The organism is Mesorhizobium amorphae, assembly GCF_014843845.1.
Lineage (GTDB): Bacteria > Pseudomonadota > Alphaproteobacteria > Rhizobiales > Rhizobiaceae > Mesorhizobium > Mesorhizobium amorphae_A.
In genome coordinates this window covers 189,602-216,309 of sequence record NZ_JHQS01000024.1, presented here as the reverse complement: position 1 = coordinate 216,309, position 26,708 = coordinate 189,602, and the positions used below count along the sequence as shown (strand labels likewise).

Annotated in this window: 23 protein-coding genes and 1 pseudogene; 12 read left to right on the top strand and 12 right to left on the bottom strand. The window is 62.6% G+C overall.

The genetic code is table 11. The annotated features are described in order from the left end of the window. The first annotated feature begins 24 nt into the window (after positions 1-24). The 3 genes from DH08_RS13935 to DH08_RS13925 all read left to right on the top strand — a co-directional run bounded on the left by DH08_RS13935 (position 25) and on the right by DH08_RS13925 (position 1,680). Entirely contained in the window at positions 25-213 is a 189-nt protein-coding gene (locus tag DH08_RS13935) for a hypothetical protein (protein WP_192179843.1), read from the top strand. Next, a complete protein-coding gene (locus tag DH08_RS13930; RefSeq protein WP_345892391.1) occupies positions 210-443 on the top strand; it encodes a hypothetical protein in 234 nt (77 codons plus the stop codon). The genes DH08_RS13935 and DH08_RS13930 overlap by 4 nt, the downstream gene beginning before the upstream one ends. Positions 444-639: 196 nt before the next feature. After that, positions 640-1,680, top strand: a complete 1,041-nt coding sequence (locus tag DH08_RS13925) for a proline racemase family protein (protein ID WP_192179841.1) — start codon at positions 640-642, stop codon at positions 1,678-1,680. Positions 1,681-1,841: 161 nt separating this feature from the next. Here the strand turns inward: DH08_RS13925 and DH08_RS13920 are convergent, their stop codons facing one another. After that, positions 1,842-2,777, bottom strand: coding sequence for a LysR substrate-binding domain-containing protein (locus DH08_RS13920; RefSeq protein ID WP_192179840.1), 936 nt, complete (start codon positions 2,775-2,777; stop codon positions 1,842-1,844). Positions 2,778-2,869: 92 nt separating this feature from the next. On the opposite strand from DH08_RS13920, the gene DH08_RS13915 reads away from it, so the two are divergent. Next, positions 2,870-5,308 (top strand): GcvT family protein, encoded by a 2,439-nt coding sequence (locus DH08_RS13915; RefSeq protein WP_192179839.1) that lies wholly within the window; start codon positions 2,870-2,872, stop codon positions 5,306-5,308. Between the two features lie 194 nt (positions 5,309-5,502). On the opposite strand, the pseudogene DH08_RS13910 reads toward DH08_RS13915, so the two are convergent. Further along, a pseudogene (locus tag DH08_RS13910) lies at positions 5,503-6,357 on the bottom strand (GGDEF domain-containing protein); the annotation flags it as partial. A gap of 422 nt (positions 6,358-6,779) precedes the next feature. Here DH08_RS13910 and DH08_RS13905 point away from each other — a divergent pair. Continuing rightward, positions 6,780-7,454 (top strand): protein-L-isoaspartate(D-aspartate) O-methyltransferase, encoded by a 675-nt coding sequence (locus DH08_RS13905; protein WP_192179838.1) that lies wholly within the window; start codon positions 6,780-6,782, stop codon positions 7,452-7,454. 126 nt (positions 7,455-7,580) lie between these two features. On the opposite strand, the gene DH08_RS13900 is transcribed toward DH08_RS13905, so the two are convergent. The 8 genes from DH08_RS13900 to DH08_RS13865 all read right to left on the bottom strand — a co-directional run bounded on the left by DH08_RS13900 (position 7,581) and on the right by DH08_RS13865 (position 15,444). Continuing rightward, the gene (locus DH08_RS13900) at positions 7,581-7,958 is read right to left on the bottom strand and encodes a VOC family protein (protein WP_192179837.1); all 378 of its coding nucleotides are present in this window, start codon (positions 7,956-7,958) and stop codon (positions 7,581-7,583) included. Between the two features lie 116 nt (positions 7,959-8,074). Next, positions 8,075-8,320 carry a MoaD/ThiS family protein gene (locus DH08_RS13895; RefSeq protein WP_192179836.1) on the bottom strand — a complete coding sequence of 82 codons (246 nt, stop codon included), beginning with the start codon at positions 8,318-8,320 and terminating at the stop codon, positions 8,075-8,077. After that, positions 8,320-10,578: a xanthine dehydrogenase family protein molybdopterin-binding subunit gene (locus DH08_RS13890; RefSeq protein ID WP_192179835.1), complete on the bottom strand. Its 2,259-nt coding sequence runs from the start codon at positions 10,576-10,578 to the stop codon at positions 8,320-8,322. Before DH08_RS13890 ends, DH08_RS13895 begins: the two co-directional genes overlap by 1 nt. 1 nt (position 10,579) lies before the next feature. Then, complete coding sequence (locus DH08_RS13885) at positions 10,580-11,056, bottom strand: (2Fe-2S)-binding protein (RefSeq protein WP_192179834.1); 477 nt, start codon at positions 11,054-11,056, stop codon at positions 10,580-10,582. Then, entirely contained in the window at positions 11,056-11,916 is an 861-nt protein-coding gene (locus DH08_RS13880) for an FAD binding domain-containing protein (RefSeq protein WP_192179833.1), read from the bottom strand. The genes DH08_RS13885 and DH08_RS13880 overlap by 1 nt, the downstream gene beginning before the upstream one ends. A 278-nt stretch (positions 11,917-12,194) precedes the next feature. After that, positions 12,195-12,728 (bottom strand): response regulator transcription factor, encoded by a 534-nt coding sequence (locus DH08_RS13875; RefSeq protein ID WP_192179832.1) that lies wholly within the window; start codon positions 12,726-12,728, stop codon positions 12,195-12,197. After that, complete coding sequence (locus tag DH08_RS13870) at positions 12,718-13,998, bottom strand: ATP-binding protein (RefSeq protein WP_192179831.1); 1,281 nt, start codon at positions 13,996-13,998, stop codon at positions 12,718-12,720. Before DH08_RS13870 ends, DH08_RS13875 begins: the two co-directional genes overlap by 11 nt. Positions 13,999-14,130: 132 nt before the next feature. Further along, a complete protein-coding gene (locus DH08_RS13865; protein WP_192179830.1) occupies positions 14,131-15,444 on the bottom strand; it encodes an MFS transporter in 1,314 nt (437 codons plus the stop codon). A gap of 181 nt (positions 15,445-15,625) precedes the next feature. Here DH08_RS13865 and cyoA point away from each other — a divergent pair, with 181 nt between their 5' ends. The 6 genes from cyoA to DH08_RS13835 all read left to right on the top strand — a co-directional run bounded on the left by cyoA (position 15,626) and on the right by DH08_RS13835 (position 21,611). Beyond that, positions 15,626-16,798, top strand: a complete 1,173-nt coding sequence (cyoA, locus tag DH08_RS13860) for a ubiquinol oxidase subunit II (protein WP_192179829.1) — start codon at positions 15,626-15,628, stop codon at positions 16,796-16,798. 15 nt (positions 16,799-16,813) lie between these two features. Next, positions 16,814-18,826 (top strand): cytochrome o ubiquinol oxidase subunit I, encoded by a 2,013-nt coding sequence (gene cyoB / locus DH08_RS13855; protein WP_192179828.1) that lies wholly within the window; start codon positions 16,814-16,816, stop codon positions 18,824-18,826. A 5-nt stretch (positions 18,827-18,831) separates the two neighbouring features. Then, entirely contained in the window at positions 18,832-19,458 is a 627-nt protein-coding gene (gene cyoC, locus DH08_RS13850; protein WP_192179827.1) for a cytochrome o ubiquinol oxidase subunit III, read from the top strand. Further along, entirely contained in the window at positions 19,455-19,835 is a 381-nt protein-coding gene (gene cyoD, locus DH08_RS13845; RefSeq protein WP_192179826.1) for a cytochrome o ubiquinol oxidase subunit IV, read from the top strand. The genes cyoC and cyoD overlap by 4 nt, the downstream gene beginning before the upstream one ends. A gap of 14 nt (positions 19,836-19,849) precedes the next feature. Further along, on the top strand, positions 19,850-20,635 hold the full coding sequence (locus tag DH08_RS13840) for an SURF1 family protein (RefSeq protein WP_192179825.1): 786 nt from the start codon (positions 19,850-19,852) through the stop codon (positions 20,633-20,635). A gap of 727 nt (positions 20,636-21,362) precedes the next feature. Beyond that, positions 21,363-21,611, top strand: coding sequence for a DUF768 domain-containing protein (locus tag DH08_RS13835; protein ID WP_192179824.1), 249 nt, complete (start codon positions 21,363-21,365; stop codon positions 21,609-21,611). A 46-nt stretch (positions 21,612-21,657) separates the two neighbouring features. Here DH08_RS13835 and DH08_RS13830 read toward each other — a convergent pair whose 3' ends face one another. Both DH08_RS13830 and xseA read right to left on the bottom strand, forming a co-directional pair. After that, positions 21,658-22,782 carry a DmpA family aminopeptidase gene (locus DH08_RS13830; RefSeq protein ID WP_192179823.1) on the bottom strand — a complete coding sequence of 375 codons (1,125 nt, stop codon included), beginning with the start codon at positions 22,780-22,782 and terminating at the stop codon, positions 21,658-21,660. An 8-nt stretch (positions 22,783-22,790) separates the two neighbouring features. Next, the gene (gene xseA / locus DH08_RS13825; protein WP_192179822.1) at positions 22,791-24,368 is read right to left on the bottom strand and encodes an exodeoxyribonuclease VII large subunit; all 1,578 of its coding nucleotides are present in this window, start codon (positions 24,366-24,368) and stop codon (positions 22,791-22,793) included. A 122-nt stretch (positions 24,369-24,490) separates the two neighbouring features. Between xseA and DH08_RS13820 the strand changes: the two genes are divergently transcribed. Beyond that, on the top strand, positions 24,491-26,704 hold the full coding sequence (locus DH08_RS13820; RefSeq protein WP_192179821.1) for a bifunctional diguanylate cyclase/phosphodiesterase: 2,214 nt from the start codon (positions 24,491-24,493) through the stop codon (positions 26,702-26,704). The last annotated feature ends 4 nt before the right edge of the window (positions 26,705-26,708 follow it).

Below are 26,708 nucleotides of genomic sequence, written 5' to 3'. Positions count from 1 at the left end.
ATCGTCTTTCTGATACCGGCACTTATGTTCTTCAAGGTAGGCGAGTTCACAGCCCTCATCGCCATCATGCTCTACGCCATCGTGCCACCTATTCGCTATGTCGAGCATGGGCTCCGCCATGTGCGCGCAGACGTGGTCGAGGCAGTTGAGCAGATGGCGCGACCCCAGCTCAAATTTTGGTTCAGGCGAAACTTCCGCTTGCCGTTCCGGTGATCATGCTGGGGGTCAACCAGACCATCATGGCTGCTCTGTCGATGCTGGCGATTGCAGCCCTTGTCGGCACACGCGACCTCGGCCAGCAGGTCTATATCGCACTCGGCAAGGCCGACGCTGGACTGGGTATCGTCGCGGCCCTCTCCATTGCGTCCCTGGCGATCCTTGCCGACCGACTACCCCAGGACGGCATTCGCGACAGCGGCATCGAAACCGGTTCGCTCTGCTAGACGCAGAAGGCCACGGCATTCGGTTTTCCGCTAGCAGCACACCTTGTTTCGTCGGTAGGACTACCTTGATGGCGCATAAAGAGCTGAACGCAAAATCACTGCTGACATGAAGTGCCGGCTGTTGCCTGATGGCCCGCAAGTGCAACTCGGCGGCTGCCTGCCAGGTAAAACAGTCATTTGGAGGAAGGAAACATCAATGCGTACGAAAACCAGCATTCGTGTCGTCGGCTGTCACGCCGAAGGCGAAGTCGGCGACGTCATCGTGGGCGGCGTCCTGCCGCCGGCGGGCCGCACCATGATGGAAAAGATGATCACGATGGAACGTGATCACGACCATGTAAGGCGGATGCTGATCTGCGAGCCGCGCGGCAGTGTTGCGCGGCACGTCAACCTGCTAGTCCCATCGACGCGTGACGATTGCGCCGCGGGCGCCATCATCATGGAGCCGACGGAATACCCTCCGATGTCCGGGTCCAATACGATCTGCGTCTCCACGGTGCTGCTTGAGACCGGCATGGTGCCGATGCAGGAGCCCGAGACACGCTTCAAGCTCGACATGCCGGGTGGCGTCATCGAGGTGCGCGCCGAATGCCGCGACGGCAAATGCCTGTCGATCACCTTCCGCAACGCGCCTGCCTTTGTCGATCGCCTGGATGCCAACATCGAGGTTGAAGGGCTCGGCACGCTCACGGTCGATATCGCCTATGGTGGCATGTTCTACGCGATCGTAGATGCCAAGGCGCTCGGCTTTTCGGTCGCCCCCGACGAGGCTCGCGAACTGGCGATGGCAGGCGAGAAAGTCCGACGGGCCGCGCGCGAACAGCTCGATGTCGTCCATCCGGAATTCGACCATGTGCGCGGCGTGTCGATCGTACAGTTCGCCATGCCGTTCCAGGGTCCGGGCAACGTCACCCGCAACACCTGCATCGTCTCGCCCGGACGCTCGGATCGCAGCCCAACCGGAACCGGCACATCGGCCCGCATGGCCGTGTTACAAGCCCGCGGCCTGATGGGAGTGGGCGATGTGTTGATCCATGAATCGATCATCGGCTCTCGCTTCACCGGCAAGATCGTGGAGCTGACGGAAATCGGCGACCGCAAGGCGATCGTTCCGGAGATCACCGGCCGAGCCTGGATCACGGGCGAGCACAATTACTATCTCGATCCGACAGATCCGTATCCCCAAGGTTACGTGCTGTCCGACACCTGGGGCACCTCCACCTCGGTCAAGCAATAGGCGTCGGTGGTCGGTTCAGGGCGCGCCTCTCGCGTAGGGGCGTTCGCTCAGGTTCGACCAGGTCTCGGTCTTTGCCCGTGCGCTGGTGCATTTCTATACTAAATGCGACAACCAGGTGGCTGAGGCATCGAAGTTGCCTGCAGGATGCTCAGGGGACCTTTTCACTCCTTACCAACCTGCAGCATATCGGCGTCGACATTCTGTTCGATCAGCCAGTTGCGAAAGAGTTCGGTTCCGCGCTTGGGCGCGCGTTGCACCGGCATGATGATGTGGATCGCCTGTCCCGAGCGATAGGACTCCGCCAGCGGGAAGACCAGTCGTCCGGCCCGGACATGGTCATGGACAAGATGCTTCCAGCCGAGCGCGATACCCTGGCCGAGCACCGCCGCCTCAATCGAGCCGAGCGCATCGGTGAAGACGAAATCCTGCTTCAGCCGCGCCGCCGGAACCGAGTGCCGCTCCAGCCATTCGCGCCAGCCGAGACGCAACCGGTGCCGTTCCTCGAAAATCAGGAGCGTATGCTGCAAAAGGTCGGCGGGCTCGCGGATCGGTCCATGTTCCTTCAAATAGTCCGGGCTGCACACCGGCAGCACTTCTTCCGTCACGAAGCGCCAGGCATGGATGCCTGGCCACTTGCCGTTGCCGAGGCGCGCAGACAGGTCGATGTCCTCTTCGAGCAGGTCCTGATGGTCGCGGCTGCTTTCCTCGATGCGAAGCGAAACGTCCGGGTGCTTCGCCTTGAAGTCCTTGAGCCGCGGCAGCAGCCAGAGCTGCACGAAGGCGGCGGAGAAAGAAACGCGAACCACGTCGTTCGAATGCTTCTTCTGCAGCGAGGAGATGACCATGTGCAGATGGTCGAACGCTTCCTGCGTTTCCTTGTAAAGCCGCTGCCCCTCTGCGGTCAGCTCCAGCCGTGTATGGTCGCGGCGGAAGAGCTTCAGCCCCGTCGCGTGCTCAAGCAGCCGGATCGTCTTGCTGACGGCGGGCTGGCTGACATTCAGTTCTTGTGCGGCAGCCGTGAAACTGCGGCGTCGGGCGGCTGCCTCGAAGCAGAAGAGATAATTCGCGGACGGGACCAGGGAGCGGAGCCTGTGCATAATTTCAAGTTATGCCGCTCGACAATTTTTATCAACATTACAGGTCGGTAAGGCGTTTGTAGGTTGCAAAACCAATTCGAGGGAGCCTCTCAATGCAAACTCATGCTCGCGCTGTAGTCATCGGCGGTGGTTGTGTCGGCGCCGCCATCCTCTACGGTCTTACGAAACGCGGTTGGACCGACGTCGCTCTTCTGGAACGCACACAGCTTACGGCCGGATCGACCTGGCATGCCGCCGGCCTCATTCCCTCCTACATGCGCAGCATCAATATCGGCCGCATGATCGCCAAGACGATAGAAATCTACGAAGGTCTCGAAGCGGAAACCGGTCAGCATGTGGGCTGGCACAAGTGCGGCCAGCTGCGCATCGCCAACACGCAAGACCGCCTGGATGAATACAAGAGCTACATGAGTGTCGCAGCGGTGCAGGGCATCCGCGCGGAACTGGTGACACCGCAGGAGGCGCGTGAGCTCTGGCCACTGCTCGAAAACAAGGAGATGCGGGCCGCTCTCTACCATCCCGATGACGGGCACATCGCACCGGCGGACGTGACGCAGGCCATGGCCAGGGGCGCCCGCGACCGGGGCGCGAAGATCTACCTCAACACCGAAGTGCGCGGCTTCGAGCGCATCCCGGGCGGAGAATGGAAGATCCTCACCAATCAGGGCGAAATCACCTGCGAACACGTCATTTCGGCGACCGGCAACTATGCACGCCAGACGGGCGCCATGCTCGGCCTGGAAATCCCGGCAATCCCTATCGTCCACCAGTACTGGATCACCAATGCGGTTCCCGAAGTGGTGGAGCGCAAGCGCCAGGGCCTGCCGGAAATGCCGATCCTGCGCGACGAAGGTTACGAAGGCTACCTGCGCGAAGAAGGCGACGGGCTGATGTTCGGACCCTACGAGAAGACGGAACGCCTGAAGCTCTTCGCCGAAAACGGCGTTCCTGAATCGTTCGGCGCGGACCTGCTCGAAGAGGATTTCGACGCGGTCGCCTGGAACTGGGAGCGTGCCTTGGACCTCGTGCCGGCGCTCGGTCGCGTCGGCATCAAGGCGAACGTTCGAGGCCCGTTCCAGATGACGGCCGACGAACTGCCGCTGGTCGGTCCGGCCTGGGGGCTGGAGAATGTCTGGCTCGCGGAAGGCGTTGCGGGAGGCATCCTCTGGGGCGGTGCAATCGGCTACTATCTCTCGGAACGCATCGTCGAGGGTGCGAACAGCCTCGACACGTCCGAAATCGATCCGCGCCGCTTCGGTGACTACGCCAACAAGGAGTGGACGCGGCAGAAGGTGCGCGAATGCTGGGGGACGCACGCCGAACTGCACTATCCCTACCAGGACATGCCGGCAGCCCGCCCGCAGAAGACCGCACCCTCCTACGATATTCTGACCAGGCGCGGTGCGGTCTGGGGCGTGCTCAACGGCTGGGAAATGCCGAACTGGTTCGCGCCGGAAGGCGTGGAGGCGAAGGATCAGTATAGCTGGCGGTGGACCCAGAAAGGTCACTATGTCGGCGAGGAGGTGAGGGCCGTGCGCACCGCCGTAGGTCTCGTCGAAATGACACCAATGACGAAGTTCGAGGTCTCCGGTCCGGGCGCCGAAGCGTGGCTGGATGGTATCCTCGCAAACCGACTGCCGAAGATCGGCCGCGTCAATCTCAGCCATCACCTTACGAAGAACGGCGGTGTGCAAGCGGAATATACGATTTCACGCCTGCAGGACGGCACCTTCTACCTCATCTCCACGCCGCGCGCCGAACGCTGGAATTTCGACGATCTGTCGAAGCTGTTGCCCAAGGACGGCAGCGTGCAGCTCCGCAATGTCACGAACGAGCGCGGCTGCTTCACGATCGTTGGCCCGAAGGCACGCGAGGTTCTGCAGGGGCTGACCGAGATCGATCTGTCCAACGAGGCGTTTCCGTGGTTCGGCGTGAAGTCCGGCACGGTGGGGTTGGCCACGGATGTCCGTCTGCTGCGCATCAACTATGAAGGTGAGCTCGGCTGGGAACTCTACCATCCGCTGTGCTACCAGCGTCATCTTCTCGAGGCACTGCTAGCGGCCGGCGAACCCCACGGCCTGCGGCTCATAGGCTTGCATGCGCTTGAATCGCTGCGGCTCGAAAAATCCTATCGCGCCATGTACCGCGACATGAACCCGGAGTTGAGCGCCTGGGAAAGCAACCTCGATCGCTTCATCCGGCTGGACAAGGGCGATTTCATTGGCAAGGCGGCACTCGTGCGCCAGCAGCAGGAAGGTGTGAGGCAGCGATCGGTGACGATCGCCATCGACACGGATGGCGCGAGCTCACTCATCCACGAGGGCGTCCATCACGAGGGCAGGCTTGTCGGCCGCATCACCTCCGGCAGCTATGCCTATACGCTCGGCCACGACGTCGCCTTTGCCCTGCTGCCGGTGGAACTCGGTAAGCTGGGCACGGAACTGGAGGTGCCGATCCTCGGCGAGATGCGCAAGGCGCGGGTGATCGCGGAATCGCCCTACGACCCCGAAGCTCTGCGCTGCCGCATGTGACGACGACGACTTGACGAGACAACGAAGAGTGCAGCCATGAAGATACGGTCCCTGTGGAGGACCTCGGCATTGTCAGGCGCAGCGGTAGTGCCGACGTAGAAGCACTACCGCCGCAGCACGCGTCGCGGCCTACAACGGCATCACCGTGTCGACTGAATATGTTTGCGCCCGAATGACTCCTGTCTGTGGAGCAGCACTCGGTTCCGGCCGGTTTTGAAGTCGTCAATGTCGCACATCAGCATAGCGGCACCGTCGGGGCATTTTCTGCCACCGCCCCATAGGCGGTCGAGCGTTTCCGTCATCCAGCGCCGGTTGGCGATGCCGGTGAGCGGATCGGTACGCGCCAGGAGTTCCAGCCGATCGTTCGCTTCCGCCAGTTCGGCGACCCTGCGTCGGTCGCGAAGCTCAAATAGGAAAGTCTTCTGAGCGAGAATTGTCATGATGCGCCGCGCGGCGACCGTTGCGAAGATACCGCTGGCGAAAAACAGCGTCGCGGCCACGGCGCTCCCAAATTCGATGCCCGGGTTCTGCAGTTGAAAAACGAGATAAAGACCGAGCGCCAATGCGGCAATAGTTACCGTCCAGGCCAGCGGGATGCCGAAGATGATGATGGCTGTAATGGCCACGAACAGCATGATGTTCAAGTGCCGTTCGTAGAACTCGCCACCAGCGCTTACGCCGACCAAAGCAATCGACAACAAGATGAGGAACATGCCTGCGATCAGCGAAGCCCCTTGGAGCCAGGGCGCCTGCGGTTTTCGCCAGACAAGGACGATGGCCATAACGACGGGCGGAATGATGGCGCCAGGCAGGAGCATCGACAGCGCGATCGCCCTTGGAAGCATCAACATGTTGAGCGCCAGGGTCAGCACATCCAGAAAGGCCACCCAGATCATCCAGGCGCGGATGATCTTCGCCGTTTGCGACCAGACACGCGCTCGAAACAGGCGTTTGATCTCGCCTTTGAGGCGGATATCGCGCGTGCGGCGCGCCAGAAGTCGGTCAACTTCTGCAGCTATGGCAGGATCAACCTGCACTTCGAGGTGCATCCGATCTGACACAATCGATAGGCCCTTAAGCTGCTTTCTCCTGAACATCCATCCGAGCCATCCGGTCGTCGGCGATGCGCAAGGATGCCAAGCTATCCTGAAGATTTGATTTCTAGCAGGAGCTGATTTGCGTATTCAGTTGTAACTACACGGTAAGCAACCGCGGAGGGCTCCATCCTTGATCGCGACCTGCTGGCAGGGCTGCACCATGTCAACGAGACCGTGCCGCGTGGCGACCATGCTTGGAGTTCGTCGTCCCGGCGTTACCATCCGCGCTGCAAGTGCTTGAATATCGGACGGCCCCAAGTCACCCGCGCTTGCCGCAGGCTCTCACTGGAAAATGATGGCGGGCGTTACAGTGACAAGACGAACAGGATATAAAGCTATCTGGCAGCAGACTGGTTGAGGAACGTCCCACCGTCATGAAGCCGATGAATGAAGAGCATCTGGCAGTTCTACGCAGGCACATGGTCGAGGTGATTGCGATCCATGCCGACCTTGCAAGTGAAGAACTCGGCAAGGCAACGCTCGATGAGCGGGTGATGGCATCGATGCGGCGGGTTCCGCGGCATCTCTTCGTGCCAGCCCCGCTGGCGCCCTATGCCTACCAGGACATGCCGCTGCCGATCGGTTTTGATAAGACCGTCTCGCAACCCTTCATTGTCGCTCTGATGACCGATCTCCTCGCTCCTCAGCCGCACGAGGCAGTGCTCGAGATCGGCACTGGCCTGGGCTACCAAACGGCAATCCTCGCGGAACTCGCCGGACAAGTTTGGAGCGTCGAGATCATCGAGGAATTCGCAAGCCATGCCGAGATTTTGCTGCAGGGCATTGGCTTTTCCAATGTTGCCATTCGTGTCGGAGACGGGTCTCGCGGCTGGTCCGAGCATGCCCCATTCGACAAGATCTTGCTTAGCGTGGCGGCTGAGCGGACGCCGCCAGCTTTGCTGGAGCAGCTCAAGCCAGCGGGACGTCTGGTTCTGCCTTTGGTGTCTGAAGGAGTACAGTTTCTGACTACCATCGACAAGGATGCGGTAGGGCAACTCGAGACTCGGAAACTCATCCCGGTTCGGTTCAGCCGGCTCGAAACCGTCTAATGAGGTGCGCACACAACTGGCGCGACGGCGCTTTTCCGACCGTCAACCCAGATGCCAGCCTTACAAAGGAAGGACAGAATATTTATCTGGAGTCGAAGGGAAGGCCAGCCGCAGCCAGATGCTGTCCTAGAGTTGATTGCTCACCTCAATGAGGTTGCCGTCGGGGTCCTTGAAGTAGACCGACAGGAGTGCACCCAGCGCACCGGCCCGCTCGCCTGGCCCGTCCACAATCGCTATGCCATGACGCTCAAGATGCAGGATGACCGCATCCATCGGAGTATCGGTTAGCAAACAGAAGTTGCCGCTTCCCGGAACGGTGTCGCGTGCAATGGCTGGCGATGCGCGGGCATCCTGCAGGCTGATCTTGTTCATACCGAAGTACAGCGACCATTTGCCGGGACGTTCTTCCCGCGACTGCATGTTCAGCACGCGCTCGTAGAATCGGCACGTGGTTGCAATATCGCTAACACAGAGCACAATATGATCGAGCGCGCGCATTTGCATGCCGTCAGTTTATCCCTCTCGCCGATTGAACGCGAGCTGGTGCGCATACACTGGTGTCGACCCTGGACCGGTTCATCGTTTCGCGGAAACGCAGAGCCGCTGGTCGTCGATGGTAGTTACCCCCCGGCGAGACGCGGCAGCAGGAAAATTTCAGCGCCTTGTGGCAATTCCTTCGACCAGGTGTCGCGATAGATCACCCCGTCGATGGAGACAGCGATACCGCGATCGATCCAGGGCTCGAGGCCGGGATACTGCTCACCCAGTTTTCTGAACAGCTCCCTTATGTCCTTGGCCTCGACGTCGACCTTGTTCTTGCCTCCGGCGGCCGTTCCAAGCGACCCCCAGAGCGTCACTTCGACCATCAGCCTTCCGCCTCGAGCGCCGCCAGGATGCGCGGCGGTGACATCGGGATATGCGTCATCCGCACGCCCACGGCATTCGACACCGCATTGGCGATTGCTGCCAGCGGCGGCACGATCGACGTCTCGCCGACGCCGCGCACGCCGTAGGGGTGGTTGGGGTTGGGGATCTCGAGGATCTGGGTGTCGATCATCGGCAGGTCCGAGCAGACCGGGATGCGGTAGTCGAGGAAGCCGGCATTCTGCAGCCGCCCGTCCTTGCCGTAGATATACTCCTCGTTGAGCGCCCAGCCGATGCCTTGCGCGGCACCGCCCTGGTACTGGCCTTCGACATAGGTCGGGTGCACCGCCTTGCCGGCGTCCTGGATGACGGTGTAGCGCAGCACCCTGGTGGCGCCGGTCTCGGGGTCGACTTCGATATCGCAGATATGGGTGGCGAAGGACACGCCTGCGCCGTCGGCGACGAGCTCGCTATGGCCGGCGATCGGTCCGCCGGTCTTGCCGGACTGGGCGGCGATCTCCTTCAAAGACAGCGGCGACAGGTTGCCGTATTTCTCGCCTTTGGCGATCGCCTGGCCGTTTTCCCAGATCACGTCGTCGACGGGGATATCCCACATCTGAGCGGCGCGGTCGCGCAGCACCTTGATGGCGTTGCGGGCGGCCGAGATCGTCGCCATTGAAGAGGAGAAGGTGCCGCGGCTGCCGTCGGTCATGTCGTTGTAACCGAGGGAGGAGGTGTCGGCGACGATCGCCTTTACGTGAGAATAGTCGATGCCGAGCTCCTCCGCCGCCACCAGCGACAGCGACGCGCGCGAACCGCCGACATCCACCGTGCCGACGGCAAGCGAGACCGTGCCGTCCATGCCAATGTTCAGGTCGGTGCAGGTCTGGCCGCCGAAGTTGAACCAGAAGCCGCAGGCCATGCCGCGCCCCTGGTTCTTCGCCAACGGCGCCTTCATGTGCGGATGGTGCTTCGCCGCCTCCAGCGTCGGGCCGATGCCGATCGGGCCGTAGACCGGGCCGTAGGAGGCTCTGGTGCCTTCCTGCGCGGCGTTTTTGATGCGGAACTCGACCGGATCGATGCCGATCTCCTTGGCGAGCTCGTCGACCGCACTTTCCACCGCGAAGGCCGCCATCGGCGCGGAGGGCGCGCGATAGGCCGCGGTCTTCGGCCGGTTGACCAGCACTTCGTAGCCGACGGTCTTGACGTTATCGAGCTTGTAGCAGGCGAACGCCGTCATCGCGCCGAGCTCTGCCCACATGCCGGCATAAGGCCCGCTGGTGTAGCGCAGCGTCGCTTCCGCCGCCGTGATGGTGCCGTCTTTCCTGGCGCCGATCTTGACGTCGATCGAGGTGGCGCTGGTCGGGCCGGAGGCGCGGAACACCTCCTCGCGGGTCATCACCAGCTTCACCGGCCGTCCGGCCTTGCGCGACAGCGCCAGCGCCACCGGCTCCGCCCAGACATGCGTTTTACCGCCAAAACCGCCGCCGATCTCGGAGGAGGTGACGCGCAGCTTCGAGGCTTCGAGCCCAAGCAGTTGAGCGCAGTGCTGGCGGTAGACGAAATGGCCCTGCGTGCAAACCCACAGGTCGGCGGTGCCGTCGGAGCTGACATTGGCCACGCAGGCATGCGGCTCGATATAGCCCTGATGCGTCTGCTCGGTCTTGAAGGAGCGCTCGACGATGAAATCGGCATGCCCGAAACCCTGATGGACATCGCCATGGCCGAACTGGCTGCGCTTGGTGACATTGGAGGGTTTTACCGGCTTTTCCTCGAGGCCCTCGGTGAAGATGGCGTCGTTGATGAGAGGCGCGGCGTGCTTCATCGCCTCGTCCACATCGGTGACATGCGGCAGTATCTCGTAGTAGACCTCGATCAGCTTCAGCGCTTGCCTCGCCGTGCGGGCGTCGACCGCGGCGACCGCGGCCACCGCGTGGCCGTCATAGAGCACCTTGCCGCGCGCCATGCAGTTGTCGAGGACGTCATACATGGACGCATCGCCATCGGTGAGGTCCGGCAAATCGGCCGCGGTGATCACCGCCTTCACGCCGGGAAGCTTCTCCGCTTTCGAGGTGTCGATCTTCGTGATTTTCGCATGCGCGTGCGGGCTTCTGAGAACGCGCCCGACCAGCTGGCCGGCCATGTTGAAGTCGGCGCCGTAGCGGGCGCGGCCCGTCACCTTGTCGACGCCGTCGGGACGGATCGGGCGCGTGCCGACGGACGAGAAATTGCGTCCGGAGTAGCGCGGATCGAAATTCATCTCAGGCTCCCTTCATCACGTTTGCCGCGTCCTGGACGGCGCGCACGATCTTGTCGTAGCCGGTGCAGCGGCAGAGGTTCCCGGCGAGGCCGAAGCGGATTTCCTCCTCGGTCGGGTCGGGGTTCTTGGCCAAAAGGTCCTTGGCCGCGATCAGGAAGCCGGGCGTGCAGATGCCGCATTGCAGGGCCGCGTGCTCGAGGAACTTCTGCTGCAGCGGGTGCAGCCTGTCGCCATGCGCCATGCCCTCGACGGTCTCGACGCGCCGGCCTTCGGCTTCAGCCCCCAGCACGAGGCAGGAGCACACCAGCCGGTCGTCGAGGATGATGCTGCAGGCGCCGCAGTCGCCGGTGCCGCAGCCTTCCTTGGCGCCCGTCAGCCCGAGGCGGTCGCGCAGCACGTCGAGCAGCGTCTCGTCCGGCTGGCAGAGATACTCGACGCTGTCGCCGTTGATCGTCGTTGAGACTGCAACACCAGCCATCATTTGCCTCCTGCACGTGCATAGGCGGTGGTAGTGGCCCGCTTGGCCAGCACGCCCGCAACCTTCCTTCTGAACTCGATGGTGCCCCGCTTGTCGTCAATGGGCCGGCAGGCGCCTGAGCAGACCTTGGCGAGCCGCTCCAGCGTCGCTTCGTCCAGCGTCCTGCCGATGAGGGCCTCGGCTGCCTCTTCCACCAGAAGCACCGTGGGTGCCGCAGCGCCCACTGCCACGCGGGCCACCCTGACGACACCTTGCTCATCGAGCGTCAGGTTCACACCGGCGCTGACCACCGCGATATCCATCTCCGTGCGCGGAATGAACCGCAGATAGGCATCGCCCGAACGCGGCGGGCGCTTGTCGAGCAGGATTGCCTCGATGATCTCGCCCTTGGCGAGCGAAGTCTTGCCCGGTCCGGTCGGCACGGTCTCAACGGGAATGGTGCGCTTGCCTGCCGGCCCGGCAACCAATGCCTTGGCGCCCGCGGCCACCAGCGCCGGCACGCTGTCGGCCGCCGGCGAGGCGTTGCAGAGATTGCCGACGATGGTGCAGCGTCCTTGCACCTGCTTCGAGCCGATCAGCTTGGCCGCTTCGACGACGCCCGGCCATGCCTTCTTCAGCGCCGCGCTCTCTCCCAATACGGCGCAGGGGACAGCGGCACCGATGCTGAAACCGTCGGCCGTTTCCCTGATTTCGCTCAAGCCCTCGATCGCCTTTATGTCGACGATCAGGTCGGGTTCGACAAAGCCGCCTTTCATCCTCACCAAGAGGTCGCTGCCCCCGGCGAGAATGGCGGCCGTGCCGGCCGACCCGGCCAGCAGGCCAACGGCATCTTCGATTGAAAGCGGACGTATGTAACGCATCGTCTCCCCTTGATTATCGCAATTTCAGCGACCGTTATAAAGGGTCTCCTCATAATCACCATCCAGTTCATCATGTGCGGATAGGCCAGGCGCAGTAAAATGCAGTCCCAAACAGCCCACCTGCCGGCCGGCGAGGGCGAGCACGAAGATGACCAAAATCAGACGGATCGCCGCACGAGACCGCTGCTGGCCATGTGCCGGCGTAGAGATCGGGCGTTGCGGACTGACGGTATTTTTTCCGAAGCGCGCGGCCGTTGGTGTTTCCTAATTTCGCTCTTTCACGTCACGCGTCTCTTTTCGAGCTTCCGCGCTAGCGTTCGCCGATGCATGCCGAGGCGCCGCGCCGTCTCCGAAATGTTGAAGTCGGTGTCGACAAGGGTCTCGTGGATGCGCTCCCATTCGAGGTTCTTAATGGAGGTGTGCCGTTCGGTGAGCGGGACTGATGCGTCCCCGTCGACCTTGCCGAAAGCAGCCTCTATGTCGTCCGTATTGGCGGGCTTCGCGAGATACTGGCAGGCGCCGAGCTTTATCGCCTCGACAGCCGTGGCGATGCTGGCGAAACCCGTCAGGACCACGATCCTCATCTCCGGATCGTGTTCATGCAACGCCTTGACGCATTCGAGGCCCGAGCCGCCGGCAAGCTTGAGATCCACGACAGCATATCGAAACACAACCGTGCCGATGAGCGCCAGCACGCCGTCGACGCTCTGGCAGATATGCGTATCGTAGTCGCGCCGTTCGAAAGACCGGCGCAGCGCGTTTGCAAAGGCGATGTCGTCCTCGACGATCAACAGCGCGCGTTTAGTCGGCATTGTGGCCTCCTGGGGACAGAGCAGCCAGCGGCAGATGCAACGTGACCGAAGCTCCACCCTCGGGTCTGTTCCTGACGGCGACGCTACCCCCCAGCTTGCGGATGACGTTGACGACAAGAAACAGGCCAAGCCCACTGCCGGGCCGGTTCTTGGTCGAACTATAAGGCTTGCCGAATTCCGCAAGCATGGCTTTTTCAAATCCCGGGCCCGTGTCGACAACTTCGGCGACAAGACTGTCCTCGTGACGGCTGACGTTCAGCCCGATCCAATGAGGCGACGCTTCGAGTGCATTGTCCAGGACATTGAAGATCACCTGCTTGAGCGCCGGGTCGGACACGATCTGTTGGTTGGACCCGAAATTGTTCGTGTATTCGAAGCCTTGCGGCTGCCGCGTCGACCTCCACTCGGCCACCAGCTCCGCCAGGAAGGCATCCACGGAGGTGCGAACGGTTCCTTCGCCACGCAGTTCACCCGAGGACATCAGGATTCCCGAAACGATCTTCTTGCAGCGATCCAGTTGGCCCTGCATCTCACGGATTTCCTGGGTCAACTCCGGATCGGCCTTGAGGGTCGGCATGCGCTGCCAATCGTTGAGGATGACGGAAAGCGTGGCGAGCGGCGTGCCGAGTTCATGCGCGGCGCCCGAGGCGAGAAGGCCCATCCTGACGATATGATCCTCCTCCGCCGATTGTTGGCGCAAATCGGCTAGATGCGCGTCGCGGGTGCGAAGGTTGTGCTGGACCCTGGTGATGAAGAGCACCAGTAGCGTGGCCGCCAGGACGAAGCAGATGAACATGCCCTGGATGTGCAGGCTGAACAGCCCGGTACCGTCCGCATGCGGCAGGATGATCTCCCGGTAGAAGCTGGTCAGCGCGACGAAGCACGCGCTGGTGATCAGAACCAGGGCCCATACCGACCAGGTCTCGAGCAGCACAGCGCCCAGAATGACCTGGAGCAAATAGAGGGAAATGAATGGGTTGGACGCGCCGCCGCTCAAATACAGCTGAACAGTCAATGCGGCGACATCGAGCAGGAGTCCGAGAAAGAGCTCCATGTTGGTGATGGCGTCCTGGCTGCTGTGCCGAAGCAGACTGGCGATGTTGAGCGCGGTCAATAGCAGGATCACCACCACCATAGGCGTTAGCGGCAGGCCAATGCCGAGCCCGTAGCGAACGAAGAGAATCGTCACGACCTGACCGCCGACCGCAATCCAGCGCAATTGAATCAGAAGCAGGAAATTCTGCTTGTTGGTTTTATCATGCAGGGTCATGCAGGTCCGTTCCGGTAGCCGGCTCCAATCTAATGGCCAATCGGTCGATATGCTTGTCGGGATAACTCCAAGCTTCCGATCCGCCTTTGATCGAGCAGCGCGAGACAGCGCAAAGTCTTGGAACCCTCCGACTCAAGCAGCGGTCCGGTCCAGACGCTGGCTCAGCCTGAGGGCCAGCAGGGTACAGGCTGCCCCCGAGAGCAAATAGGCGCCCGATGAGATCAGTCCGAAATGGCTTGAGAGGAACAGGGCGACGATGGGCGCGAAGCCGGCGCCGAACAGCCAGGCGAGATCGGAGGTCAGCGCCGCGCCGGTATAACGGTAGGTCCTGGAAAAGTTCGATGCCACCGCGCCGGAAGACTGACCAAACGACAGGCCAAGCAGGATGAAGCCCAGCACCATGAAGACGGACTCTCCCACGAAGCCGCCGTCGAGAAGCTGCGGGGCAAAGCCGCTGAACGCAGCGATGGCAATGGCCGATCCGCCCAGCAGGGGCCAGCGTCCAACCCGGTCGGCGACGAAGCCGGAGATCACGATTGCCGCAAGACCGAAGATGGCTCCGATCGTCTCGATGACCAGGAACCGTGCCGGCCCTTCGCGCGTGAACAGGAATATCCAGGACAGCGGGAATACCGTGACCATGTGGAACAGGGCAAAGCTAGCCAGCGGCGCGAAGGCGCCGAGCACGACGGTGCGGCCTTCCGCGCGCAGCGTCTCGGTCACCGAGGTCGGCTGCAGTTCGCGGCTCTCGAACAGCCTGGTGTATTCGGGCGTCACGACGATCCGCAATCGCGCGAACAGGGCGACGACATTTATGGCGAAAGCGACGAAGAACGGGTAGCGCCAGCCCCAGCTGAAAAAGTCTTCCGCCGACAGATTGCCAACGAAGAATGCAAACAGCGCGCTTGCGACGATCAGTCCGAGCGGAGCGCCGAGCTGCGGGATCATCGCGTACCAGCCGCGACGATTCCCCGGTGCGTTCAGCGCCAGCAGGGAGGCAAGCCCGTCCCAGGTGCCGCCAAGCGCCAGCCCTTGGCCGATGCGGAACAGCGCCAGCAGCCAGGCCGAAGCCGAGCCGATCTGCTCATGACCCGGAAGAAAGGCGATTGCCACCGTCGAGGTGCCCAGCAGGAACAGAGCGATGGTCAGTTTGGCGCTGCGTCCATAGGCCCGGTCGACTGCCGTGAAGATGGTCGTGCCGAACGGCCGCGCGATGAAGGCGAGCGCGAAGATGCCAAACGAGTAAAGCGTGCCCGTTAGCGGATCCAGGTAGGGAAACACGAGTTTTGGAAAGACGATGACGGAAGCGATCGCATAGACGAAGAAATCGAAGAACTCCGATGTCCGTCCGATGATGACGCCGACGGCAATTTCGCCGGGGTTCACCTCATGATGGCGCGCGGTGATGCGTCTCGCGTCGGCCTCGATCTTCGAAGTTGGACTCACAGCGTTCTCCGTTGCCCGGGAGATGCGTCTGGCACCACATTCAGATGCGATCGCGTGCCATGTGCGCGGGCCAGATGCCTTAATGCCGGTTGGCGCATGATTGCGGCATTGGACAAATTGTCCAATGCCTTCATTGCTGCAGTGCAGCTAGCACTTGGGGGAACAACCGACAGGTCATCCATTGAGCCGTCTTCGCACCCTCGTCCTGCTGCCCCTGCTGGCATCGCTCGGTTCCTGCAGCATGGTGGTCATGAACCCGTCTGGCGACGTGGCCGCGCAGCAGCGCGACCTGTTGGTGGTATCTACGGCATTGATGCTGATCGTCATCATACCGGTGATGGCGCTCACCATATTCTTCGCCTGGCGCTATCGCCAGTCGAACCGCGAGGCGCGCTATGAGCCGGACTGGGACCATTCGACCCATCTCGAACTCGTCATCTGGGCAGTGCCGCTGCTGATCATCATCTGTCTTGGCGCGGTAACCTGGATGGGTACGCATCTTCTGGACCCTTATCGGCCGATCGGCCGTGTCGCTGCCGGCAAGTCGCTCACGCTGGGCGCGCGTCCGCTTGAGGTCGAGGTCGTCGCCCTCGACTGGAAATGGCTGTTCATCTACCCGGAATACGGCGTCGCCGCGATCAATGAACTCGCCGCACCGGTCGATCGGCCGATCACCTTCCGCATCACCTCCGCATCGGTGATGAACTCCTTCTACGTCCCCGCTCTCGCCGGACAGATCTATGCGATGCCGGGCATGGAAACGAAGCTGCACGCCGTCATAAACAAATCCGGCGACTATGAGGGTTTCTCCGCCAACTACAGTGGCGCCGGCTTTTCCGGGATGCGCTTCGCGTTCCACGGTCTGAACGACGCTGACTTCCAGGCATGGGTTGCGAAGGCGAAAGACGGCGGCGGCAAGCTCGACCGAAGCAGCTATCTGGAGCTCGAGCGGCCCAGCGAGAACGAGCCGGCACGCCGCTACGCCTCCGTCCAGTCAGACCTGTACAAGGCGATCCTCAACATGTGCGTCGAGCCCGGAAAGATGTGCATGAGTGAGATGACGCAGATCGACGCCAGGGGCGGCCTTGGCCTGGCCGGCATCTACAACACCGTTCCGCTGCTGTACGACAAGTTCACTCGGCGCGGCACGGTCTTCGGCCCCGCACCATCCTATGTCGCCAGCATATGCACGACAGAGCAAGCGCTGGCGGCAGCCACGAACGCGGCGCAACCCGCCTTGCCGACAACCTTCACGCCAATCCTCGGCGCAGGTCTGCAACGGCCAACCCCCATGTCGATCCGACTGCCATCACGCTCCGCAACGGGCGCATTTCGGTCGCCATTCAACTCCTGAGGCGCCACGCAAGACATGTTCGACAATCCCGCACTTCTCAAGGCGATCTTCGGCCGCCTGACGCTCGAGTCGCTTCCGCTCCATGAGCCCATCGTCGTGGCAACCTTCGTTGTCGTCGCGCTGGGCGGCATCACCCTTGTCGGCGCGCTGAGCTTTTTCCGGCTCTGGGGCTATCTGTGGCGTGAATGGTTCACCAGCGTCGACCACAAGCGCATCGGCGTCATGTACATGGTGCTCGGTATCGTCATGCTGCTGCGCGGCTTCAGCGACGCCATCATGATGCGGCTTCAGCAGGCGATGGCCTTCGGCGGCTCCGAGGGCTACCTCAATTCCCATCACTACGACCAAATCTTCACCGCGCATGGCGTGATCATGATCTTCTTCGTGGCGATGCCGCTCGTCACCGGTCTGATGAATTTCGTCGTCCCGCTGCAGATCGGCGCGCGCGACGTGTCATTCCCTTTCCTCAACAATTTCAGCTTCTGGATGACCGCTGGCGGCGCGGTCATCGTCATGATGTCGCTGTTCGTCGGCGAGTTCGCGCGCACAGGCTGGCTGGCCTACCCGCCGCTTTCGGGCATCGGCTACAGCCCGGATGTCGGCGTCGACTACTACATATGGGCGCTACAGGTGGCTGGTGTGGGAACGCTGCTGTCGGGCGTCAATCTCGTCTGCACCATCGTCAAGATGCGCGCTCCCGGCATGACCATGATGCGGATGCCGATCTTCACCTGGACCGCGCTGTGCACCAACGTGCTCATCGTCGCCGCCTTTCCGGTGCTGACGGCGGTGCTGGCGCTGCTCTCTCTCGACCGCTATGTCGGCACCAACTTCTTCACGAACGATTTCGGCGGCAACCCGATGATGTACGTGAACCTGATCTGGATCTGGGGCCACCCGGAGGTCTACATCCTCATCTTGCCGGCATTCGGCATATTCTCCGAAGTGACCTCGACCTTCTGCGGCAAGCGCCTCTTCGGCTACACCTCGATGGTCTACGCGACCATCGTCATCACCATCCTGTCCTATCTCGTCTGGCTGCATCATTTCTTCACCATGGGGTCGGGCGCGAGCGTCAACTCGTTCTTCGGCATCACCACGATGATCATCTCGATCCCGACGGGCGCCAAGATATTCAACTGGCTGTTCACCATGTACCGCGGCCGCATCCGCTTCGAACTGCCGATGATGTGGACGGTGGCCTTCATGCTGACCTTCACAGTCGGCGGCATGACCGGGGTGCTGCTGGCGGTGCCGCCGGCCGACTTCGTGCTCCACAACAGCCTGTTCCTGGTCGCGCATTTCCATAACGTCATCATCGGCGGCGTGCTGTTCGGCCTGTTCGCCGGCATCAGCTACTGGTTCCCCAAGGCGTTCGGTTTCCGGCTGGATCCGTTCTGGGGGAAGATGTCGTTCTGGTTCTGGGTCGTCGGCTTCTGGTTCGCCTTCATGCCGCTCTATGTTCTCGGGCTGATGGGCGTGACGCGTCGGCTGCGTGTCTTCGACGATCCGTCGCTGCAGATCTGGTTCATCATCGCCGCATTCGGCGCCTTCCTGATCCTGCTCGGCATCGTGTCTTTCCTGATCCAGATCTTCGTCAGCGTGCGGCGGCGCGAGCAACTGCGCGATGACACCGGCGATCCCTGGGACGGACGCACGCTCGAATGGGCAACCGCGTCGCCGCCACCGGCCTACAATTTCGCATTCACGCCCGTGATCCATGACGGCGACGCCTGGGCGGACATGAAGCAGCGCGGCTACCAGCGTCCCCTGACGGGCTTCCGCGACATTCACATGCCGCGAAACACCGGCGCCGGCGTCATCCTGGCCGGGTTGAGCGTGGTGCTTGCCGTGGCGCTCATCTGGTACATCTGGTGGCTGGCGATCGTCAGCTTCGTTGCCCTGATCGGCTACGCCATCGCACACACCTTCAACTACGACCGCGACTTCCACATCGCGTCCGGCGACGTCACGCATGTCGAAGACGAGCGGACGCGGCTGCTCGCGGCCAACACGCAGGCGGGGTGAACACGATGGACCTTGCGCATGATGTGAGCGACGACACGATCTTCCACCTGGAAGACGACCACGGGCATGCCGAGAGCGGCAACAGCACCATGCTCGGCTTCTGGATCTATCTGATGAGCGACTGCCTCATCTTCGCGATGCTGTTTGCGGTCTACGGCGTTCTCGGCGGCAATTATGCTGCCGGGCCAGCGCCGAAGGATCTGTTCGATCTTCCTCTGGTCGCGCTCAACACGACGATGCTCCTCCTGTCGTCCATCACCTACGGCTTCGCCATGCTGGAGATGGCGAAAGGACGGGTGAGGTCCATGCAGATGTGGCTGGTGATTACCGGCCTGTTCGGCCTCGCCTTCCTCGGCATCGAACTCTACGAATTCGCGCATCTGATCCATGAAGGCGCGACGCCGCAGCGCAGCGGCTTCCTGTCGTCGTTCTTCACGCTGGTCGGGACGCACGGCCTGCACGTCACCTTCGGCCTGGTCTGGCTGGTGGTGCTGATGGTCCAGGTTTCCAGGCACGGGCTCATCGTTGCGAACCAACGGCGGCTGATGTGCCTGAGCATGTTCTGGCACTTCCTCGACGTCATCTGGATCGGCGTCTTCACCTTCGTCTATCTGATGGGAATGTTGCGATGAGCGCCGGACACCACGCCGACACCAAGGAACACGGGCATGCGGATCACGGCGTCGATCATGGCACGTTGCGCGGCTATCTGACAGGCTTTGGCTTGTCGGTCGTGCTGACCGCTATCCCCTTCTGGCTGGTCATGAGCAACGCACTGGGCAATCAAATGGCGTCGGCGATCGCCATCATGGCTTTTGCCATGGTGCAGATCGTCGTCCACATGGTGTTCTTCCTGCATATGAACACCCGCTCGGAGAGCGGTTGGACCATGATGGCGCTGATCTTCACCCTCATTCTGGTGGTCATCGCGCTGACCGGCTCGCTCTGGGTCATGTACCATCTGAACATCAACATGATGCCTGGCCACGACATGAGCCAGATGCCCTGAGAGCGTAGCCGGCTTTGCACGAAGAGGCGCAGACGCGGCCGCATTCCGGTCCCGGCGAGGGCCGGCGCGCACCGCGTTCGAAATGGGCACTGCTGTCGCTTTGCCTTTGCTTCGCCATCGGCGTGGCCGGGTTTTCAGCGCTTGGGATCTGGCAGCTGGAGCGCCGGGTCTGGAAGCTCGACCTGATCAACCGTGTCGACCAGCGTCTCAAGGCAGCACCCGTGGCCGCCCCGGGGCCCTCGACCTGGCCGGCGATCAACGCCGTGGATGACGAGTACCGCCAGCTTGCCGTCTCGAGCAGGTTCGTCGATGGCCGAGAAACGCTGGTTCAGGCGGTGACCGACCTCGGCGGCGGCTTCTGGGTGATGGCGCCGTTCCGGACGGATGATGGTTTCACCGTGTTGGTGAACAGGGGTTTCGTGCCGCCGGACAAGCGTGATCCGGCAACGCGTCAGCGAGCCCGACCGTCAGGCGATCGCACCGTGGTTCACGGCCTGCTGCGTATGACTGAGCCAAAGGGCGGCTTCCTGCGTGCCAACGATGCGGCAGCCAACCGATGGTATTCGCGCGATGTCAAGGCGATCGCCGCAGCACTGGGCATCCCTCAGGCCGCCCCCTACTTCATTGATGCCGACGCCACACCCAATCCGGGCGGATGGCCTGTGGGCGGTCTGACAGTGATCGCATTCCACAACAACCATTTGGTCTATGCCGTGACGTGGTTTGGGCTGGCTTTGATTGTGCTGGGCGCCGCCGTTGTCTTTGTGCAGTTTCACGAAAGGTCTGACAGGCGGCGCTAGCGCCTGTTGATCAAGATCGGCTTGGGTTGGCGCGCCTCCGAAAGGAGTCCTGGATCGTCGCCTATCACAGCGGCGTTTCTTGACGCAGTATCATTCCGCGGCCACGGCATTCATGGGGCAAGTCCGTACAGGACATTACGGGATGCTAATGATTTCATGGCCCGAAGGGGGCGAGGGTTCCCCTTCGGCTTTAAGGCGGTTGCGGGACCATACGGAACGATGCGGGAAGCCTTCTGATTCTGGCCCACGAAAAACCTAGTGAAATCAATATCCATAGGACATCCTCCGGGCCTACCAATTTCATTTTTGGATAAGAGGGCGTTCAGCCCGACGCGGCGGAAAGAAGCAGGATGGGGCGTAGAGTCGACATTGCAAGAGGATGTCACTATATAGCGGCGGCTTCGACGGCGTGCCTATGGTTGCGCCCGCGGAACAGCAGTAAATGTGCTACGTATTGTGATGCCCATTGTGATATAAATCGGTAGTTGAAACCGGGAAAAAGCAAATAGAAACAATTACGTAGGGTCGCAATCGATCCCAGCCAACGGTACCATTACCCTCAACAGTCAGAGCGTGCTCCTTGAACCTTCCTCCTTCGCCTCTGTGGACCTTGGGCACGACCGGCTTGCCGGGCGGGGCCGACTCGGTTGGAATGGGAACATGCATCCTTTGCGAGATGCGGACGTTTATGATTACCAACCGGCATAGCCGCTAGGGAAGCAGCAGTATGAGTGAACATGCGATCGAGTTTTTGCAGGGGTGGATTGGCGAGAAGGTCCATTGCCAGCCCGTGCCGGCAGAGATCGACAAGCAGGCCGAGACCCTTGCCAGGGAATGTGCGGCCAAGGCTGCTGAGGCCGGCATACCCCTGGAGGATATCCAGGAAGAGGTCGGCGACATCCAGGAACTGATTGCGTCGCGTCTCGAAGAGGCGGCCGAGGCCGAAGAGCGCGAAGCGAATTCGAACAAACCCTGACGAGCCGCCCGGCCGCAGGGCGGGCAAGGCGCCCATTTGCGGGCGCCTATCCCTTTGGGAATTTCGCCTGAAGCCAGGCCTTCGGCAGCGCCGGCACGAAATTTCCGTCGCGGCCGGTCATATCCTCATTGGCGACCAGCGCATTGAGGATCGCTTCCTCCACCCCCTGCACCACCGCGTCGAAGAATGGGTCGATATCGACGTCCGGTATGAAATCGGCGCGCGCGATCCGGCCTGACGGCGCCAGCGCGGCCTCCGGATTGGCGGTCGAGAAGGCGAGAAAAATGTCGCCCGAGCTGTGGTAACCGAAGCCGCCGGTCATGCCGATGCCGAGCGGCACCCGCCGCGCCAGCCGCTTCATCTGATGCGGCAGGAACGGCGCGTCGGTGGCGACGAGGGCGATGATCGAACCCTTCTCAGTGTGCGGCGTGCCTTCGCGGATCGCCGGCTCCGCGAGATCGAGCCCGGCCCGCAGGCCGCGAAGGGTGAAATTGCGCCGCTTGCCGAAATTCGCCTGCACGAACACGCCGACCGTGTAGCGGCTGCCCTGCCATGCGACGACACGCGACGCCGTGCCGGACCCGGCCTTGAAGCCGAATGAGATCATGCCGGTGCCACCGCCGACGCTGCCTTCCTCGATCGCCCCGCCGGCAGCGGCATCGAGCGCGACTTCGACATGTTCGAAGCTCAGATGATGGCCGTTGATGTCGTTGAGGAAGCCGTCATAGGTCTCGGCCGCCACCGGCGGGCCCCAGCCGCTGTCGAGTGCCGCCGGCAGCACTTGGCTCATCCAGCGCAGCGTGCCGTCGCGCGCAACACCGCAGGAATGGGTGTTGGTGATGGTGACAGGCAGGTTGAAAGCGCCGGTTTCCTCGATGATGTGCGACCCCGTCAGTTCGCCATTGCCGTTCTGGCTGAAGACGCCGGCGAACACCGGTGTGGCGAGTTCGCCGAGCGGCCGCGGCAGGATTGCGGTCACCCCCGTGCGCACTGGCCCCGTGCCGATTCTAAGCGGCCCGTCGCCTGAGATCAGCGTCGCGTAGCCAACCGAAACGCCTGATACGTCGGTGATGGCGTTGAAGGTGCCCGGCGCCCCATCGAACGGGATGCCGAAGGCGCGGGCGCGCGGCTTGCCCGATGGCGTCCGAAGATGCGGATCGTATCCGGTCATGCCGTCCTCTAAAAAAGCGACCCCTGATTGCCCGGTTCCTTCGGTTTGGCAGCGGCGGATTTGGCGGCCGGCTTGTCGATTGTCTTCGGCCGCGCCGTGCCGCTGGTCGCGATCGCATCCGCGTTGCCGTCGGCAAATTCCAGTGAGAGCGCTGCCCCCGGCGCCACCTCCGCTGCCAGCTTTATCACCGCGCCGTCGGCGTCCTTGACCAGCGCGAAGCCGCGCGCCAGCACCGCCTTGTGCGACAGCGTCGCCAGCAGCCGATCGGCTTGCGTCAATTTTCCACGGAGGCGGTCCAACTGTCTGGCAACCGCCTGATCCTGCCGCCGCGCCAGTCCGGCGAGCGCGTCCACCTGCAATTTCTGCCGCCTGGCGATCGGCGCCGGCGATAGCCTCGTCACTGTCCGCGCAAAGCGCGCTCTGCGTTCGCGCACGATGGCGAAGAACGCCGCTTGCGCGCGGGCAAGGTCGCGGCCAGTCAGCGTGCGGGCCTCGTTCATGCGTCGTGACAACGTGGCCGGCGTCAGCCGCTGCCCGGCGAGCCTCGCTCGCTTGCGCTCGATGCTGACCGACAGCGCCCGGCCAAGCCGGCTCGTCGCCTCGTCGAAGCGCCGGCGCGGTAGCGCCAAAAGCTGGTCGGGCGAGGGGAGCGCCCGCGCCGCCGCACGCACCGCATGGCGCTTGCGCTCGAAATTGCGCGAGGCCGCGGTCTTGAGCCGTGCGCCGAGGCTGGCGAGCGTCGCCTCGAGATCGGCCTTGACCGGCACGGCGATCTCGGCGGCGCCCGTCGGCGTTGGCGCCCGCACATCGGCGGCGAGATCGATCAGCGTCCAGTCGGTCTCGTGGCCGACGGCGGAAATCACCGGAATGCGCGAGGCGGCGACCGCCCGCGCCAGGCCCTCGTCGTTGAAGCCCCAGAGGTCCTCGAGGCTGCCGCCGCCGCGCGCCACGATCAGCAGGTCAGGCTGCGCAATCGCGCCATCCCATGCCAGCGCGTTGAAACCTTTGACAGCGGCGGTAACTTCCGCGCCGGCCGTCTCGCCCTGCACCCTGACCGGCCAGACCAGCACATGCAGCGGAAAGCGGTCCTTGATCCGGTGGATGATGTCGCGGATCACCGATCCGGTCGGCGAGGTGACGACGCCGATGGTGCGCGGCATGAACGGCAGCCGCCGTTTGCGGCCGGCATCGAACAGGCCTTCGGCCTGCAGCCGGCGCTTGCGTTCTTCCAGCAATGCCATCAGCGCGCCGGCGCCGGCGGGCTCGAGATTGTCGATGACGATCTGGTAGTTGGACTTGCCGGGATAGGTGGTCAGCTTGCCGGTGGCGATCACCTCCATCCCTTCCTCGGGGCGGAATTTCAGCCGGCTCATCGTGCCTTTCCACACCACCGCGTCGAGCCGGGCGCGATCGTCCTTCAGCGCGAAATAGGCATGGCCGGAAGAGTGCGGACCGCGATAGCCCGATATCTCGCCGCGCACCCGCACATTGCCGAAGACGTCCTCGACCGTGCGCTTCAGCGCGCCTGAGATTTCGCTCACCGTGTACTCGGTGGCGTTGGTGCGTGATTCGGATGCGTCGCTCATGGCTCGATTGGGGAGCGGTTGTTGGCCTGCGTCAAGGCAGGGCATCAATCCTCGCTAATATTATAACGCGATCTTAAGGCCAATTTGCTTTGACTGGAGGCCACTCAAACGGCCAGGGACGCATGAGCGCACGCCCGAACAGCAGCCCATTGACGCACCAGGTCACGCTGACCGTGCTGATGCTCGCCGCCTTTGCGCTGGCGATGGTCGTCGGCTTTGGCATCTACGCCACCGCCCAAGCCGATCATGTCTCGCTCGAACGGCAGAAGATCTTCTTCGCCAATGGGCTGAAGGATCAGATCGCGGCGGTCGTGCGCGAGCAGGAAAGCGTTACCGTCTGGGACGATTCCGTGATCAACACCAAGGCCGGCAACCAGAGCTGGATAGAAGAGAATCTCAGTGTCTGGATGTATTCCTACTACGGTCACGATCGGGTCTACCTACTCGATGCCGCCAACCGTCCCGTCCATGTCATGCGGGAGGGCAAGGTGCTCGCCCCATCCGTCTATAGCGAGGACGAGCCCGCCATCCAGCCCACCATCGAAAAGCTGCGCGCGATGATCGCCCAGCCGCCGAAGGACGATACGTCCGACGAGCCGGTCAAGACCACCGTCGAAGACCTTGTGTCGCTTGGGGGCAAGCCCGCCATCCTCAGCGTCATGCCGCTGGTGCCGAGCACGGACCGGCTCACCCAGGAGCCGGGCAGCGAGTATCTGCACGTGTCGGTGGAATTCATCAACGACGCGGTCATCGGCAGGATTGCCGAAAAGTATCTGCTGGCCAGGGCCCATCTGTTGCCCCTGTCGCAGCCGGCCGCCTCGGCAACCATTCCTCTGGTGGATTCGCGGGGTGTCATCCTTGGTTATATCGGCTGGGACCAGGAGCGCCCCGGTCTGACGCTGGTGCGCAAGACGGCTCCCGCTTTGATCGTTGGGCTGCTGCTCGCGGCAAGCGTGCTGGCATTTCTGCTGCGCCGCTTGCGCCGCGCCTCGTCTGCGCTGCAGACCAGCCAGGATGAGGCACAGTACCTCGCCTTCCACGATACGCTTACAGGCCTGCCCAACCGGGCCCTGTTCGAGGACCGGCTGCGGCGCGCCCTGCTCACGACCGGTCATGACATGGGAAGGGTGGCGCTGCTCTATATCGATCTTGACCGGTTCAAGCACATCAACGATACGCTCGGTCATCCGGCGGGCGACGAACTCGTACGCCAGACCGCGGCCAGGCTTCAGCACACGGTCCGTGAAGTCGACACCGTGGCGCGGCTGGGCGGTGACGAGTTCGCCCTGATCCTCATCGACATCCGCGATATCAGGGCTGCCGAGGACATCGCCGAGCGGCTGCAGCAGAAACTGCAGGAGCCGTTCAAGCTGATGGACGACCAGGTCTTCGTCAGCGCTAGCATCGGCATTTCGCTCTCGTCGGGTGCCGATGCCGATGCCGACGATCTGCTGCGCAAGGCCGACATCGCGCTTTACGAAGCCAAGAAGAACGGCCGCGGCCGGCATCAGGTGTTTGCCGGCGACATGGACGACCTTCTGCTGCGCAAGCGCAAGGTCGAGAGCGAGCTTCGCAAGGCGCTGAATGGCGGAACCGGCATCAAGCTGGCCTACCAGCCGGTCTTCGCCACCAACGGCAAGGCCATCCTCGGCGCGGAAGCACTGATCCGCTGGGGGCATGAGGTCCACGGCGCATTGCCGGCCGTGCAATTCATCGCCATCGCCGAAGAACGCGGCATGATCGGCCAGCTCGGCGCATGGGTGCTGCTCGAAGCCTGCCGCTTTGCCGTGCGCACCGAACTGCCATGGCTCGCCGTCAACGTGTCGCCGCTGCAATTGCGCGACGCCGGCTTTCCCGAACAGGTTGCGTCGATCCTCGCCGAAACCGGCTTGGCGCCGACGCGCCTGCAACTCGAGATCACCGAAAGCGTGCTTTTGGAGAACGGCGACACGTCGAGGGCGACCCTTGCTGCCTTGCGGCAGTCGGGCGTCGGCATCGTGCTCGACGATTTTGGCACCGGCTATTCTTCGCTCGGCTACCTGCGCCGTCATGCCATCGACAAGCTCAAGATCGACCGCTCCTTCGTGCGGCTCCTCGACGGCGATGGGAATTCCGCGGCGATCGTCAAGGCGCTGATCGATCTCGCCATCGCGCTTGATGTCGAGGTCACCGCCGAGGGCGTCGAGACCGAGGCGCAAAAGACGCTGCTGGTCGCCATGGGCTGCCGGCAACTGCAAGGCTTTCTACTCTCGCCGCCGCTGGAACCGGCCCAGTTGCTCGCCCTTTCGGGCCTGCCCTCAGAGGAAGACGACAGGCCGGCTGCCGCACGCGCTTGAAACC